The 16,701-nt window shown below is 63.5% G+C and carries 11 protein-coding genes; 4 read left to right on the plus strand and 7 right to left on the minus strand.

The window, feature by feature from the left end; genetic code table 11:
• Positions 1-9 precede the first annotated feature (9 nt).
• The 6 genes from AC0L3D_RS04445 to AC0L3D_RS04470 form a co-directional block, all read right to left on the minus strand.
• Positions 10-660, minus strand: coding sequence for a S24 family peptidase (locus tag AC0L3D_RS04445; RefSeq protein ID WP_128170882.1), 651 nt, complete (start codon positions 658-660; stop codon positions 10-12).
• Between the two features lie 82 nt (positions 661-742).
• Positions 743-2,962 (minus strand): 3-hydroxyacyl-CoA dehydrogenase NAD-binding domain-containing protein, encoded by a 2,220-nt coding sequence (locus tag AC0L3D_RS04450; RefSeq protein ID WP_473627975.1) that lies wholly within the window; start codon positions 2,960-2,962, stop codon positions 743-745.
• Between the two features lie 14 nt (positions 2,963-2,976).
• The gene (locus AC0L3D_RS04455; protein WP_023802169.1) at positions 2,977-4,185 is read right to left on the minus strand and encodes an acetyl-CoA C-acetyltransferase; all 1,209 of its coding nucleotides are present in this window, start codon (positions 4,183-4,185) and stop codon (positions 2,977-2,979) included.
• A 29-nt stretch (positions 4,186-4,214) separates the two neighbouring features.
• A complete protein-coding gene (locus tag AC0L3D_RS04460) occupies positions 4,215-5,384 on the minus strand; it encodes an acyl-CoA dehydrogenase family protein (protein WP_287174623.1) in 1,170 nt (389 codons plus the stop codon).
• A gap of 57 nt (positions 5,385-5,441) precedes the next feature.
• Positions 5,442-7,238 (minus strand): acyl-CoA dehydrogenase, encoded by a 1,797-nt coding sequence (locus AC0L3D_RS04465; RefSeq protein WP_473643241.1) that lies wholly within the window; start codon positions 7,236-7,238, stop codon positions 5,442-5,444.
• Between the two features lie 296 nt (positions 7,239-7,534).
• Positions 7,535-7,996, minus strand: coding sequence for a MerR family transcriptional regulator (locus AC0L3D_RS04470; RefSeq protein WP_473628054.1), 462 nt, complete (start codon positions 7,994-7,996; stop codon positions 7,535-7,537).
• Between the two features lie 446 nt (positions 7,997-8,442).
• Here AC0L3D_RS04470 and AC0L3D_RS04475 point away from each other — a divergent pair, with 446 nt between their 5' ends.
• From AC0L3D_RS04475 to AC0L3D_RS04490, 4 genes are all read left to right on the plus strand, one after another.
• Entirely contained in the window at positions 8,443-12,420 is a 3,978-nt protein-coding gene (locus AC0L3D_RS04475; protein ID WP_473630263.1) for a peptidoglycan-binding protein, read from the plus strand.
• 189 nt (positions 12,421-12,609) lie between these two features.
• Positions 12,610-13,533, plus strand: a complete 924-nt coding sequence (locus AC0L3D_RS04480) for a sulfite exporter TauE/SafE family protein (protein ID WP_023802164.1) — start codon at positions 12,610-12,612, stop codon at positions 13,531-13,533.
• Positions 13,533-14,324, plus strand: a complete 792-nt coding sequence (locus AC0L3D_RS04485; protein WP_128169887.1) for a TIGR02186 family protein — start codon at positions 13,533-13,535, stop codon at positions 14,322-14,324. Before AC0L3D_RS04480 ends, AC0L3D_RS04485 begins: the two co-directional genes overlap by 1 nt.
• A gap of 109 nt (positions 14,325-14,433) precedes the next feature.
• On the plus strand, positions 14,434-15,690 hold the full coding sequence (locus AC0L3D_RS04490; protein WP_473630262.1) for an Hsp70 family protein: 1,257 nt from the start codon (positions 14,434-14,436) through the stop codon (positions 15,688-15,690).
• A 6-nt stretch (positions 15,691-15,696) separates the two neighbouring features.
• On the opposite strand, the gene AC0L3D_RS04495 is transcribed toward AC0L3D_RS04490, so the two are convergent.
• On the minus strand, positions 15,697-16,599 hold the full coding sequence (locus AC0L3D_RS04495) for a LysR substrate-binding domain-containing protein (RefSeq protein WP_128169885.1): 903 nt from the start codon (positions 16,597-16,599) through the stop codon (positions 15,697-15,699).
• Between the last annotated feature and the right edge of the window lie 102 nt (positions 16,600-16,701).

The raw sequence follows: 16,701 nt of genomic DNA on the forward strand, positions 1-16,701 counted from the left end.
CGGCGGCCCCTACTGGCTTGCCCAGACAATCCGCGCCACCCATTCGACATCGCGCATCGGGATGTCGCGATCCGGGTGATCGGGATTGAGCGAGACCAGCATGATCGACTTCGCCGTCTGACGGTCCAGCACCTTGGCCATTACCTCGCCGGCATAGGTCTTGACGACGACGCGATCGCCCTTGCGGGTGGCGGCGCCCGGCTCGACGATCAGCACGTCACCGTTGCGGTAGAGCGGCAGCATGGAATCGCCCTGGACCTGTAGCGCATAGGAGGTTTCGGTCGCCCGTGCCGGAAGCTCGATCAGGTCCCAGCCCTGGCCCACGGGAAAGCCGGCATCGTCGAAAAAGCCGCCGGCGCCGGCCTGGGCGAAGCCGAGCAGCGGCACCGAAGACGTCTGTGCCGGCAGAGATCCGGGAACGGTCTTGCCCCGGCCTTCGACCAGTCCGGTGAATTCGTCGAGCGAGGCGCCGGTCGCCTCGATGATCTTGGCCAGCGACTCGGTCGACGGCCAGCGCGGCCGCCCATCCGAGGACAGCCGCTTCGACTTGTTGAAGGCAGTCGAATCGAGGCCCGCGCGTTTCGCCAGCCCCGAGGCCGAGAGCGAATAGCGCTCGGCGAGAGCATCGATGGCGGCCCATACGCGGTCATGCGAGAGCACTTTTGCCCTCCTTCCGAACAGGAAAAAATACCTTCTCCGTTCTAACCGGTGGCCGTGATTTTGTCCACCACCGAAGGCGGCGTCACGCCGCCTTCTTGGCCTCGCTCCTGGCATAGGGATCGAAGCGTTCGTAGAAAGTCTCACCCTTCTCTGCCATGTCGAGCAGGAGCTTCGGCGCTTTGAACTCGGCGCCGTACTTCTTCTGAAGACCCTTGGCGATCTTGACGAATTTTTTTGCGCCGATGCCGTCGATGTAGGACAGCACGCCGCCGGTAAAGGGCGCGAAGCCGAAGGCGAGAATCGAGCCGACATCGGCCTCGCGCGGATCGGTGACGATGCCCTCCTCCATCACCCGGGCCGCCTCCAACGCGATGATGACCAGGAGCCGCTGCTTCAGTTCCTCATAGTCGACCTTTTCAGGCGGCAACTGCCGATAGAGATCCTTCAGGCCCGGCCACAGCTTCTTCTTGGCAGGCTTTTGCGGATAGTCGTAGAAACCCTTGCCGTTTTTGCGGCCGAAGCGGCCATGCGTGTCGACCAGCGTGTTGATCAGCGTCATCTGCTTCGGGTCGACCGCCTTGTCGCCGAGATCGCGCATGGTCTGCTTCATGATCTTCTGCGCGAGGTCGATCGCCGTTTCATCCGTCAGCGCCAAGGGGCCGACCGGCATGCCGGCGGCCTTCGCCGCATTCTCGATCATCGGCGCCGGAACGCCCTCGATCAACATCTTGTAGGCTTCCGACATGTAGCGCAGCACGCAGCGGTTGACGTAGAAGCCGCGCGTGTCGTTGACGACGATCGGCGTCTTCTTGATCGCGCGGACGAAGTCGATCGCGGTGGCCAGCGCCTTGTCGCCCGTCTTCTTGCCCAAAATGATTTCGACCAGCATCATCTTGTCGACCGGCGAGAAGAAATGGATGCCGATGAAATTCTTCGGCCGCGCCGAATCCTTCGCCAGCGACGTGATCGGGATGGTGGACGTGTTCGACGCGAAGATCGCCGACGGCTTCAGCACGGCCTCCGCCTTTTCGGTGGCGTCCTTCTTGACGCCCGAATCCTCGAATACCGCCTCGACCACCAGGTCGCAGCCTGTGAGGTCGGCATAGTCCGCCGTCGGCGTGATCAGCGACAGCAGCCTGTCCTTGTCCTCCGGCTTGGCGCGGCCCTTCCTGACCTGATCCGAGATCAGGCTGTCCGAATGCGCCTTGCCCTTGGCGGCAGCGTCCATGTCGCGGTCGAGCAGCACCACCGGAATGCCGGCCTTGGCCGTGACATAGGCGATGCCGGCGCCCATGAAACCGGCGCCGAGCACGCCGATCTTCTTGAACTTGGTTTCCGGCACGCCGGCCGGACGACGCGCGCCCTTGTTCAGTTCCTGCAGCGACACGAACAGCGAGCGGATCATCGCCGCCGCTTCTCTGGTCTGCATGATTTCGGTGAAATAACGCTGCTCGATGCGCAAGCCGGTGTCGAACGGCACCAGCAAGCCTTCATAGACGCATTTCAGGATGGCCGCGGCGGCCGGATAGTTGCCATAGGTCTCGCGACGCAGGATGGCGATTGCAGGTGGCCACAGATTGGCGCCGGCCACCGAATAGACCGGGCCGCCGGGCAGCTTGAAGCCCTTCTCGTCCCACGGCGCCACTGGCTTCAAGCCATTTTTGATCATGGCTTTGGCGGTTTCGACCAGCTTCGTCGGTTCGGCAATCTCATGGATCAGGCCCATCGACCTGGCCTTCTGCGGCGACAGCGTCTGGCCGGAAGTCAGCATCTGCAGCGCCTGCTGCTGGTCGGTCAGCCGCGGCACGCGCTGAGTGCCGCCGGCACCCGGGAAGATGCCGATCTTCACTTCGGGGAGCGCCATCTTGACCTTGTCGGAATCGGCCGCGACACGGCCATGGCAAGCGAGCGACAGCTCGAACGCACCGCCCATGCAGGTGCCGTTGATCGCCGATACCCACGGCTTGCCTGAGGTCTCCAGCTTGCGGAACAAGCCGGTCATGTAGCCGGCATTGTCGAACAATGCCTTGGTCGCCTTGTCCAGGTCCTTGGCTTTATCGGCTGCGAACTTCGACAGCATCTTCTGCAGCATGGTGATGTCGGCACCGCCGGAGAACGTGTCCTTGCCGGAGGTGATCACCGCCCCCTTTATCGACGCGTCGCTCGCCACCTTGTCGACGATGGCGTTCAGCTCCAGCATCGCCTCTTCGGTGAAGACGTTCATCGAGCGGTCGGGCATGTCCCAGGTGACCAGCGCGATGCCATCGGCGTCGATGTCGAGGGTGAAGTTGGTGTAGCTCATCGGTCTCTCTCCCGTCAGACGCGTTCGATGATCGTTGCGGTGCCCATGCCGGCGCCGATGCAGAGCGTCACCAGCGCGGTGTTCAGGTCCCGGCGCTCCAGTTCGTCCAGCACCGTTCCGAAAATCATCGCACCGGTTGCGCCGAGCGGATGGCCCATTGCGATGGCGCCGCCATTGACGTTGATCCTGTCGTGCGAAATGTCGAAAGCCTGCATGTAGCGCAGCACCACCGAGGCGAACGCCTCGTTGAGCTCGAACAGATCAATGTCCGACAGCTTCATCCTGGCACGCTTCAGCAGCTTCTCGGTCACGTCGACCGGACCGGTCAGCATCAGCACCGGCTCCGAACCGATATTGGCGAATGCACGGATGCGAGCGCGCGGCTTCAGGTCGAGCGACTTTCCAGCCTTCTTCGAGCCGAGCAGAACGGCCGCCGCGCCGTCGACGATGCCGGACGAATTGCCGGCGTGGTGGACGTGATTGACCTCCTCCACCTCGGGATGCTTCTGCACCGCGACGGCATCGAAGCCGCCCATTTCGCCGGGCATGACGAAAGACGGGTTGAGGGCCGCCAGCGATTGCATATCGGTCGAAGGCCGCATGTGCTCATCGTGGTCGAGGATGGTCAGGCCGTTCTGGTCCTTGATCGAGATCACCGAATTCTTGAAGCGGCCTTCGCCCCAGGCTTTGGCGGCGCGCTTCTGGCTTTCGACCGCATAGGCGTCGACGTCGTCGCGCGAAAAGCCGTACTTCGTGGCGATCAGATCGGCCGAGATGCCTTGCGGCACAAACCAGCCCGGCAGGCCGACCGAGGGGTCCATGAACCAGGCGCCGCCGGATGCGCCCATGCCGACGCGCGACATCGATTCGACGCCGCCGGCGATGACGATCTCGTCGGCGCCTTGCGCGATCTTGGCGGCGCCGAAATTGATGGCGTCCAGGCCAGAGGCGCAGAAACGCGAGATCTGCATGCCGGGCGCTTTCGTGTCGTAACCGGCCTCGAAGGCGGCGGCGCGCGGAATGACAGAGCCCGCCTCGCCGACCGGATCGACGCAGCCGAAGATGATGTCGTCGACGGCGCCGGTGTCCAGCCCATTGCGGTCACGGATCGCCTCAAGCACCTTGGCGCCGAGCCGCACCGCCGGCACCTCGTGCAGCGAGCCATCCTTTTTGCCCCTGCCGCGCGGCGTGCGCACGGCGTCATAGACATAAGCTTCGGCCATTTTCTGCTCCTTGGTTTGCTGAAAGTCTCTCAGAGAGAGCGCCCGATCAGCAATTTCATGATCTCGTTGGTGCCGCCGTAGATGCGCTGGACGCGGGCGTCGCGGAACATGCGGGCGATCGGATACTCATTCATGTAGCCATAGCCGCCATGCAATTGAAGGCATTCATCGACGACTTTTCCCTGCAGGTCTGACAGCCAGTATTTGGCCATCGAGGCCGTCACCGGGTCGAGGCCTCCATTGATATGGCGGGCGACGCAGTCATTGTAGAAGACCCGGCCGATGGTCGCCTCGGTCTTCAATTCGGCCAGCTTGAACTGGGTGTTCTGGAAATCGATAATCGCCTTGCCGAAGGCCTTGCGCTCCTTGACGTAGTCGATGGTCAACGCCAGCGCCCGTTCGACCATGGCGATGGCGCCGGTGCCGATCTGCAGCCGCTCCTGCGGCAATTGCTGCATCAATTGGACGAAGCCCTGGCCTTCCTCGTGGCCGAGCAGATTGGAAGTCGGCACGCGCATATCGTTGAAGAACAGTTCCGACGTGTCGTTGGCCTTGAGCCCGATCTTGTCGAGGTTGCGGCCGCGCTCGAACCCTTCCACCTCGTCGGTCTCGACGACGATCAGCGAAGTGCCCTTGGCGCCCTTCTCCGGGTCGGTCTTGGTGACAATTATGATGAAATTGGCGAGCTGGCCGTTGGTGATGAAGGTTTTTGAGCCGTTGACCTTGTACTGGTTGCCGTCCTTCTCGGCGCGCGTTTTGACGCCTTGCAGGTCGGAGCCGGCGCCGGGCTCGGTCATGGCGATGGCGCCGATCAGCTCGCCGGTCGCCAGTTTCGGCAGCCACTTCTTCTTCTGCTCCTCCGAGCCGTAGTGGAGGATGTAAGGGGCGACGATCGAATTGTGCAGGCCGATGCCGAAACCGTCGACGCCGACATGGCCGATCGCCTCGATGATGGCGCTCTCATGCGCGAACGTCCCGCCCGAACCGCCATATTCCTCCGGCATCGAGGCACAGAGCAGACCGGCCGCGCCCGCCTTCAGCCAGCACTCACGGTCGACCATCTCGTTCTTCTCGAACTCGTCATAGCGTGGCGCGATCTCTTCCGACATGAAGCGGTGCGCCATGTCGTAGAGCATGCCGACCTCGTCCGCCGCCCAGGCTGGTTTGGGAAGGCCAAGAATTTCGGCGGGGTTGGTCATGCTGTTTCTCCCTTGCGCCGACGTCCCCCCTCCCCTCGAGGGGAGGGAAAATCGAGCTTAGAACGCTTCCGCCGGCAGTGCCATTAATGTATCGGCGCCGCTGGAGATGCGGGCGAGGTGCGCCGACGTTTCCGGCATGATTCGCTCCATGAAGAAGCGCGCCGTCACCAGCTTGCTATCGTAGAACGCCGAAGAACCATTGGCGCCGTTCGCCAATTTCGCCCCGGCCGCCTTGGCCATCTGCGCCCACATATAGCCCAGCGCCACCAGGCCGAAGAGATGCATGTAGTCGGTCGAGGCGGCACCGGCGTTATCGGGCTTGGCCATGCCGTTCTGCATCAGCCACATCGTCGCCGCCTGCAGATCGTTGAGGCCCTTCTTCAGCGCCTTGGTAAAGGGCGCCATCTTCTCGTCAGTGCGGTTCTCCTCGCAGAACTCGCCGACCTCCTTGAAGAAGGCCTGCACGGCACGGCCGCCATTCAAGGCCAGCTTGCGGCCGACGAGGTCGAGCGCCTGGATGCCGTTGGCACCCTCGTAGATCATGGCGATGCGGGCATCGCGCACGAACTGGCTCATGCCGTGCTCTTCGATATAGCCGTGCCCGCCGAACACTTGCTGCGCCATCACTGCGTGGTCGAAACCCTTGTCGGTGAGCACGCCCTTGACCACCGGCGTCATCAGCCCGGTGTAGTCGTCGGCGGCCTGGCGGTCCCTGTCGTCACTGGCACGGTGGGCGATATCGGACTTGATCGCCGTCCACAGTGCCAGTGCGCGACCGGCCTCGTTGAAGGCCTTCATGGTCATCAGGCTGCGGCGGATATCGGGGTGGACGATGATCGGGTCGGCCTTCTTGTCCGGCGCCTTCGGCCCAGACACGGAGCGTCCCTGCAGGCGATCCTTGGCATAGGACACAGCGTTCTGGTAGGCGACCTCCGACAGAGAAAGCCCCTGCAGGCCGACGCCGAGCCTCGCTTCGTTCATCATCGTGAACATGGCTTTCAGCCCGCCATTCGTCTCGCCAAGCAGCGTGCCTTGTGCCTCGTCATAATTCATGACGCAGGTCGAATTGCCATGGATGCCCATCTTCTCCTCGATCGAGCCGCAGGAGACGGTGTTCTTCTCGCCAGGATTGCCTGATGCATCGAGCTTGAGTTTCGGCACGATGAACAGCGAAATGCCCTTCACGCCTTCCGGCGCGCCGTCGATGCGGGCCAGCACCAGGTGGACGATGTTGTCCGCCATGTCGTGCTCACCGGCCGATATGAAGATCTTCTGGCCTGAGATCCTGTAGGTGCCGTCGCCATTGGGAACCGCCCTGGTGCGCAGCAGGCTGAGATCGGTGCCGCAATGCGGCTCGGTCAGGTTCATGGTGCCGGTCCAGACGCCTTCGACCAGCTTCGGCAACCAGAGCGCCTTCTGCTCGTCGGTGCCATGGGTAATGATCGCGGCGATCGCGCCCTGCGTCAGGCCGGGGTACATCATCAGCGACATGTTGGCCGAAATCATATATTCGGAAACAGCGGTATGCACCGCGTAAGGCAGACCCTGGCCGCCAAATTCGACGGGTGCGGCCAGCCCCAACCAGCCGCCCTCGCGGTATTGGTCGAAGGCCTCCTTGAAGCCCTTCGGCGTCGTCACCGAACCGTCGCCATGGCGCTCGCAGCCTTCCATGTCGCCGACGCGGTTCAGCGGCTGCATGACATTTTCAGCGAGCTTGGCGCCCTCGGCGAGGATGGCCTCGACCACGTCCGGCGTCGCGTCGGAAAATCCGGGAAGATTGGAATAGCGCTGGTAGCCCAGCACTTCTTTCAGCACAAACAGCGTGTCCTGGACCGGCGCCCTGTAGATCGGCATGCATTTCCTCCACCATGCGGCCTTGGCCCCGAATCCCCAACGTGAAGTCAGACGGGCATGCGGACCAATGTTCAGGTCGGAATAGCAAAAGTTGACGTTTGCGTAAACGTCAATTTTTTGATGCGACAAATTAATCCCCGCCGCTCGCTCATAGCGTAACGGCGCTGGCCGTAGCCAGTCCGAACAGATTGAAAGATATTCGTCCCGTCGCAGCCGCAAGACAAAGGGAAGAGCCGCGCAGCCAAGGCCCACGCGGCTCTCTCCCAGAAGGCCGTTCACCGGAAGCGGGCGAAGAATTACCCGGCGACGCTGGCCTGCGGCGCCGAGCGTTCGCTCAGCATCTGACGCACCGCCGCCATCGAGTTGCTCAACTCGTTGATGGCATCGTCGATCAGAGCCCGCTGCTTCTGCAGGCGGGCAAGCTGCTTCTCCGACTTTTCGAGCGTCAGTCGCAACTGCTTGGTGTTGGAACCGCTGGGGTCGTAGAGGTCCATCATCTGCTTGACGTCGCGCAGCGAGAACCCGACCTTGCGGCCTAGCAGGATCAGCTTCAGCCGCGCCTTGTCGCGGCGCGTGTAGAGACGGGTCGAGCCGTCGCGCTGCGGATTGAGAAGGCCCTTGTCCTCGTAGAAACGCAGCGTACGCAGCGTTACTCCGTATTTCTTGGCCATCTCGCCGATGCGGACAAGATCCTCGCCGGCTTTATCGGACATGTCATTGGTATTGGCCGCGGCTTCGCCGGGCGAAACAAGTTTCATGGTCACTGGCTTTCCCCATCTGGTGGCGCCGCGGTCCTGGACCGTGCGTCGCCTGAGTCGAAGCGGGGGCGTGCTTCCACTCGTGGTTTCAACAAACAAAATCGCAAACGGCACAATCTGCACCCTTACGTTTACGTCAATTCTATACCGATAGCCGCCTCACGAAGCAAGGGCGTCGTGCGGGAGGACCTTTTTGCCGCATCCGCCACCGCATGGCCCGGCGGCGCTTCAGGCGCTCGTCAACATCGTTGCAACTTCTTAAGCTTGGTTAACGCGTTGTTTACCACGTTGGGCGAATTGTGCGCATGTCGGTCACCCGTGGTTATCCTGTAGCGAATTTTTCACGGTTTCGGAGTCCACCGCAGCAAAGCCGCGGCCGTCTTCGTTTCCGGCAGGACTTTGGGAACTGGTCATAAAGCCAGCAGCGATTGTGAACGGGCGCATCGATGAACAGCAAGCGGTCCTATCTCGATACACTCAACACCGGCCGGCAGCGCAGGCCGTACACCACGCTTGAACAGCTCAACCGCTCTCTGGAAACGCTGGAGCAGCGGCTGGAGCGGACGCGCGAGGACTTGAGCGAACGTCCCGATCCGCGCCGGCTGAGCGCGGAGCCGCGCTATGCCAGCGCCCGGCCCTATGAGGATCCGCGCCCCGAGCAGCCGCCGAAAAGCCCGGCGCCAGCTGCCTTCGACCAGAATTACCAGGCGATCGCCCGCGACATCGACCGCGTGCGCGGTCAGGAGGACGGCGTCGCCGTGGTCGGCAAAATCGCCGGCGAATTGCGCGGCCTGCGCGAGGAACTGCGCCACCAGATGACCGCCGGCCTGCAGCGCGAATTCGAAGCGCTGCGCAACGACATCGAGCGGGCTTTCCAGGCAAGCACCCAGCCGGGTGGCCAATCGGCGGGAGGCAAAGGCAGCGCCGAACTCGGCGTCGAGTTCGAGCGGCTTTCCGGCGCCATCCAGTCCCTGGCCGAAAAGAGCGACGACAGAAGCGTCAACATGCTCCGGCTCGATCTGGAGCAGGTCAAGGCAGCGCTCGACACATTGGCGCGCGAGGAGAGCGTGCAGGCGGTCGGCCGCCGCTGGGACGAGTTCGACCGCCGCTGGACCGCGTTCGAGGATCGTGTCGATGCCGATCAGCGACAGCGGTCGGACGCACCCGGTCTTTCGATGCTGACCGAACGGCTCGAACAGATCAGCAATGCCGTCAACAATCTGCCGGAATCGCTGTCGCTGCGCTCGCTCGAAGAGAAGGTCCGCACGCTTGCCGGCGCCGTTGAGCATTTCGCCCGCCAGCAGGACAGCCTCGGCAGCAGCACATTGGCGATGATCGACGAGCGGCTGGACGAGATTTCCCGCGCCATCGTCGCCTCGACCGTCGCTGCGCAGGCCAATTCATTCGACCCCGAAGCATTCGAGCGTATCGAGAAGCGGATTGCCTCGCTTGCCGAACAGATCGAGGAAGTGACGCAAGTCCACCCCAGCGGCGAGGTCATCGACCGCCTCAACATGCTGTCGAGCCGGGTCGACGATCTTGCCAGCCGGGCCAATTTGCCTGAGCAGGCGATGGAGCGTCTCGACAAGCAGATCGCGCTTATTGCCGACAAGATCGACCGGGCGCCTGCCATGCCGGACGCCGACTATATCTTCCAGGGGCTGGAACAGCGTTTCGACGTGCTGTCCGGCATGATGGAGCGCCGCCAGGGCGACGCGATCGAACAAGGCAACATGCTGTTTCGCGATCTCGAGCGCCGGCTGGACGAAGTTGCCGACAGGCTGGACCAGCGCATGCCGCAGATCGACGGGGCCGGCATCATGGACGCCCTCGACGCCCGCTTCAGCGCGCTGGCCAAGCGCTTGGAGACGCGCGTTCCCGATCACGCAGGTGAAGCCGCGATCCGTGGCCTGGAAAGCCGGCTCGAAGACATTTCAATCCGACTGGATTCATCCGCGGCACAAGTCGCCGGCATCGACCCGGCCCTGATCCGCAGCCTGGAAGCGCAGGTCGCGGGCCTGTCGGCGCACCTTTCGAAACCCGGCGCGCCACTGCCGGAATTGGAGGATATCAGCCCCCGTCTCAACGAAATCGAGAAGTCGCTGGCTGGCACCCGCGATTCCATCCTCAGCGCGGCGCGCGAGGCAGCCGAGAGCGCCGTCCGTTCGTTGGCGGGCTCCAGTGCCAACACGGCGGCCGTCTCTGGCCTCGCCCAGGATCTGAAGACGCTCGAAGCACTGACGCGCCGTTCCGACGAGCGCAATTCGAGGACCTTCGAAGCCATCCACGACACGCTGCTCAAGATCGTCGACCGGCTGGGCTCGCTGGAAACCGGCGAGCCGACCGACGCTGTGAGCGAACTTCTGAATACGCAACCGGCCGAGCCGGACAGCTGGCGCGGCGTGCGATCGTCAAAGATGGCCGTACGTGACGCGCCGTCCATGGACATCGACCAGCCACTGCCGCTGACGGAAGACATGGCCGACCTCGACAGCCATGTCTCTGCCATGATCAGCGATGAACCAGGTTCCCATAGCGAACCGGGCACGCGTAGCGACCCGGGCACGCGTACGCCGGCCGAAGCCGCCGCGGCCGCGGCCATGGCGGCGCTTGGCTCGGACACGTCGGAAAAAAGCCAGCCGACCGGCGGCCGGAAGTCGATGCTCGGCGGACTGGCGCGCGCCTTCAAGGCCAAGAAGGAGACGATCGTTCCACCGCTTGCCGGCTCCGCGCCTGATGTCGAGATACCGATTGCCGATCTCGACGAGCCGCTGGACCCGAAGGTTGCCAACCGGCCGCTGGAGCCCGGCTCCGGCCCACCTGACCTCAACGCCATCATGAAGCGCGTGCGCGACGAACGCGGCCCGCCCGGCAGGGCCGGCAATGCCGACGCATCGAAATCCGACTTCATCGCCGCAGCCAGGCGCGCGGCGCAAGCGGCCGCTGCCGAGGCCGACGCTCTCAAGCGGCAATCGACGATGAGGGGGCCGGTAAAGGCGCTCAGGATCGGCGACTTGCTCAAGGCGCGACGCAAGCCGATTCTGATGGCAGCCGCCGCGGTCATGCTGGCGCTCGCCGGCCTGCAATTAGGCAAGGCCTTTGTCTCCGACCCGGTCGATATTGCCAGCAACGACACGGCGCCGATGGCTGCCGCGCAGCCAGCGGAAAGCGCATCGATCGGTACCGTCAACGAGCCGAAGACGGACACAGAAACTGCAGGGGATAGCGCACCAGACCACGCTGTCCGGCAGGCAGAGCCATCCGAATCGGTAGCCGAGGACGACATGCCGGCGCAGGCCGCCATCGTCACGCCGTCATATGGCGAAAGATCGGCGGATGCCGAAACGCCGATCGACTCAGGGTCCGCGGCCGAGCCTGTTCCTGCGCCAATGGCTTCAACGACGTCGCCCGATCCGGCGGCGGCTAACGTGACAGCGTCGGCACCTGCGGGCCCGACGGCTGCGGACGCCGAACCAATGGCCACCGCGCCGGACGCCACGCCCGCGACCCAGGACATGACCGGCACGGTCACGTCAGCGGTTGCTTCGACGGCGGCGGCCACTGCCAAGATCGACATTCCAGCCGATGCCGGCCCGGCTGCCTTGCGTGACGCAGCGGCCGGCGGCGACGCCAAGGCATTGTTCGAGATCGGCTCGCGCTACGCCGAATCGCGCGGCGTCAAGCAAGACATGGCAGCGGCCGCCAAATGGTACGAGAAATCAGCCGAGCTCGGCTTCGCACCGGCGGAATACCGCATCGGCAACTTCTACGAGAAGGGCACCGGCGTCGCGCGCGACGTCAAGAAGGCGAAGACCTGGTACCAGCTCGCCGCCGCGCAGGGCAACGCCAGCGCCATGCACAACCTCGCCGTGCTCTTCGCCATGGCGGCGGACGGCGTGACCGACAATGAATCGGCCGCGCACTGGTTCCAGGCCGCCGCCGATCTCGGCGTCAAGGACAGCCAGTTCAATCTCGGCATCCTGGCGGCGAAGGGCGTCGGCATGAAGCAGAATCTCGAAGAGTCCTACAAATGGTTCGCGCTCGTCGCCAAGACCGGCGACAAGGATGCGGCGGCAAAGCGCGACGAGATCGCCAAGGCGCTCAGGCCCGAGCAGCTCGAACGCGCACGCGCCGCCACGGAGCTGTGGAAGGCAAAGCCGCTCGATCCTGCGGCAAATTCGGCCGATATTCCCGAATCGTGGCAGGATGGCACGCCGCAGACGACCGCCAGCGTCGACATGAAGAAGGTCGTTCAGAACATCCAGCGTATTCTCAACAAGAACGGCTACGAGGCCGGCAATGACGACGGCGTGATGGGCCAGAAAACCAAGGATGCCATCATGGCTTTCCAGACCGACAACGATCTGAAGCCTACCGGCACGGTCGACGAAAAGCTGGTCAAGGTGCTGCTTGCGCGCAAATAACGTCAGATGCGTCGTTTCCGCGACGCCTTTGCCACACATTTGCCTGTTAACTGATTGAGTTGTTTTTTGTTTCGGCGACGTGGCGAGGTTTGACTTCGCCGCCCGGCCGGCGCAAGAACGGACAGGCTTTTGGCGCGAATGCCCGCCACGGTTGCATTCGCCGACGGGCAAACTGATCGAGACTGACGGGTGGGCATCTATCTCCCGATCGCGGAAATTTCCGTCAACATCTTCGTGCTGCTGGCCATGGGCGCGGCGGTGGGTTTCCTCTCGGGCATGTTCGGAGTGGGCGGCGGCTTCCTGATCACGCCGCTGCTGATCTTCTACAACATACCGCCGGCGATCGCAGTCGCCACCGGCGCCAACCAGGTCATCGCCTCCTCCTTCTCCGGCGCATTGTCGCACGTGAAGCGCGGCACGCTCGACTTCAAGCTCGGCGGTGTGCTTTTGGCCGGCGGCATCGTCGGCTCGACCGGCGGCATCTTCGTCTTTGGCTTCTTGCGCCGGCTCGGCCAGCTCGACCTGTTCATCTCGCTGCTCTATGTCGTGCTGCTCGGCACCGTCGGCGGGCTGATGCTGGTCGAGAGCGTCAATGCGCTGCGCGCCACGCGCAGCGGCGCGGCACCGGTGCTGAAGAAATCCGGCCAGCACAACTGGATCCACCGCTTGCCGCTGAAAATGCGGTTCAGGGCCTCGAAGCTGTTCGTCAGCGTCATCCCGGTGCTCGGCCTCGGCGCCGGCATCGGTTTCCTGTCGTCGATCATGGGCGTCGGCGGCGGCTTCATCATGGTGCCGGCGCTGATCTATCTCTTGAAAGTGCCGACCAACGTCGTCGTCGGCACCTCGCTGTTCCAGATCATCTTCACCTCGGCCTACACCACGCTGGTCCATGCCACCACCAACCAGACGGTCGACGTCATGCTCGCCTTCTTGTTGATGGCGGGCGGCGTCGCCGGCGCGCAATACGGCGCCAAGGCCGGCCAAAGGCTGCGCGGCGAGCAGCTCAGGGCGCTGCTGGCACTGCTGGTCCTGGCGGTTGCCATCCGGCTCGCCATCGATCTGTTCGTGACGCCGCCCAGCCTCTATTCGCTGTCCGGCGCGGATCCGACCTGATGGCGGGTTTTAGGACGTTCCTGGCCGTTGCCTCGCTGTCGCTGTGCGCCGCCTCGTCACCGGCAAGAGCGCAGACGCCGGTTACCGAAAACATCCAGATCGGCCTATCCACCGACCATGTCTCAATCACCGCCGGCTTTTCCGGCGCCGACCTCACCATCTTCGGCTCATTGGAAAATGCCGACCCGCGTGTCGCGCGCCAGGGGCGCTACGACATCGTGGTCGTGCTTGAGGGTCCGGCCCGGAAGGTCGTCGTGCGCCGCAAGGACCGGGTGCTCGGCATCTGGATCAATCTGGAGTCCGAGACCTTCAAGAATGTGCCGGTGTCCTATTCGGTGGCGACGACGCGGCCGCTGCAGGACGTCACCGACCCCAACAGCTACAAGCAACTGTCGCTCGGCGCCGCCAACATCTATATGCAGCCGGCCGACGCTGGCGACAGTCCGGCTACCATCGAGGAGTTCACCGCGGCACTGCGCGAGCGCAAGACGGCGACCGGCCTCTACAGCGTGAATGTCGGCGGCGTGCAGTTCCTGTCGCAGAACCTGTTCCGCGCCACCGTCAGGCTCGCCCCCAATGTTCCGGTCGGCACCCACAAGGCACGCGCGTTCCTGTTCAAGAGCGGGCTGTTCATCAAGGAAAGCTCCGCCCAGCTCGAAATCCGCAAATCCGGTTTCGAACAGTCGATCTTCCGCGTCGCCCACGATTATTCTTTCCTGTATGGCGTCTTCGCGGTGTCGTTGGCCATGCTGACCGGCTGGCTCGGAAGGCTGGTTTTCCGGAAGGATTAAACTCTCTTCAACAGGCGGTTCCCCTTTTTACGCTCGTGGGTTAGACCGCGACCCCGGCCCGGCCGAACACCGGCTGTCGCTCCCCAAATAAAAAATACAGGACTTTGCGATGCGACCAGCATTCGGCGGTATCGACTTCGGCACTTCGAACTCCACCGTCGGCGTGATCAGGAACGGGCAGCCGCATTTGGTGGCGCTGGAAGACGGCGAGGTGACCCTGCCCAGCGCGGTGTTCCTCAATTTCGAGGACAACCGCACCTACTTTGGGCGCCGCGCCATCGCCAACTATACCGACAGCATCGAGGGTCGCCTGATGCGCTCGCTGAAGAGCGTACTCGGCGGTACGCTAGTCCATGAAAAGACGCGCATCAAAACCCGATCGATCGCCTTCACCGAGATCATCGGCCTGTTCGTCGGTCATCTCAGGAAAAGGCTGGAAGAGGATGCGGACGATACGGTTGAAAGCGTGGTGCTCGGTCGTCCCGTGCAGTTCGTCGACGACGATGCCGAGGCCGATGCCAAGGCCAAAGGTGAACTCGAAAACGCGGCCCGCACCCAGGGCTTCAAGCATATCGCCTTCCAGTTCGAGCCGATCGCGGCGGCGCTCGACTACGAGCAGACGGTGACGGGCGAAGAGCTGGCGCTGATCGTCGACATGGGCGGCGGCACGTCCGACTTCTCGATCGTGCGGGTCTCGCCGCAGCGCGCCCGCTCCCTGGATCGCAAGGACGACATTCTGGCCAGCCGAGGCATCCACATCGGCGGCACCGACTTCGACCGGCTGTTGAGCATCGCCCATGTGATGCCGCAGCTCGGCTACCTCTCGCCGACCAAGGACGGCAAGCGCAACTTGCCGGCCAGCTACTTCATCGACCTGGCGACATGGCAGCGCATCAATCTGGTCTACACCGCCCGGGCGATGACGCATCTGCGCCAGATCCGCTACGAGGCGGAACGCGCCGACCTGGTCGACCGCTTCATCGACATCGTCGAGCATCGTTACGGGCACGCGCTGGCCGCTTTGGTCGAGAGGGCCAAGATCGAGCTGACGGAGCAATCGTCCGCCGAGGTGATGGTCGCGCTGACGGGAGCGAAGTTTGCGACCGAAATTTCGCGCGCCGGGCTCGAGACCACGATTGCCAGGGATATCGAACGGGTGGCTGCGACGGTTGGCGAGACGATCCGCGACGCGCAGGTGAAACCAACCGCCATCACCGCGGTGTTCCTGACCGGCGGATCGACCGCCATCCCGCTGGCAAGGCAGCAGATACTGGCCCTGGTGCCGCAGGCGTCGGTCATCGAAGGCGATATGTTCGGCTCGGTCGGGCTTGGGCTGGCGCTCGATGCGCAGCGGAAATTCGGCTGACCCGGCTTACCCCCGGACGGTCTCGCCGGCCCTCGCGCCCAGATGCGCCTTGAGCGCCATCTGGGCCAGACTTGCCTGCCGGTCACGATGCGTGATCATGGCGAAATCGCGCTTCGGCAGATCGATCGACACGGACCGCAAGCTGCCTTCGGCAACCGCGCGTTCGACAACGAGCTCCGAAATGATGGTGGCGCCGGCGCCGGCCTCGACCGCCTGACGGACCGCCTCGTTGCTCGGCAGCACCAGGAATATTCGCAGCTCTGCGAAGGAGATCCCTTCGCGGCGGGCAAGATCTTCCAGCACCTCGCGCGTGCCCGATCCGCCTTCCCTGATGATCCAGCGGAGTTCCCTGATATCGGGATGCCCGCGCGAGACTTCGGCGATTTCGGGATGCGAATGCGCCACGACCAGCATCAGGCGATCCACATCGACCTTGGCGCGCCGCAATATGTCCGATTCAGTGCGCCCCTCGACCAGACCAAAATCAGCCGTACCGTCGAGTACGGTGGTCTCAACCTGCCTGGTGTTGCCGATGGTCACGCTCAGCCTGACGGCGGGATAGGCCTCGTGGAAGGAGGCCAGCCGGCGCGGCAGCCAGTAGCTGGCGATCGTCTGGCTGGCGGCGATGGAAAGGCTGCCGGTGATCGTCTGCGAGACGTGCTCCAGCACGTCGTGGGCGGCAGCCGCCCGTTCGAGCACGGCCTTCGCCTCGGGCAGAAACCTGCGCCCGGTCTGCGCCAACTCGATGTTGCGACCGACCCGGTTGAACAGCTGGACGCCATGCTGCTGTTCGAGCGAGCGGATGGCGGCCGAGGCGGCCGACTGGGAAATGCCCAGCAGCTCGGCCGCCTTGGTCATGTGCCCCCGTTCGGCGACAGCAACGAATATCCGCAGTTGGTCCAGGGTCATGCGGAGAATTAAGAAAGAATTTCGATTGGAATTACAAGAGCAACTTGTTAGACGGATCGGTTGCTTTGTTCTAATTTTCCCGCCGGTGTTGGAAAAAAATCG

The organism is Mesorhizobium sp. WSM4837 (genome assembly GCF_055811435.1).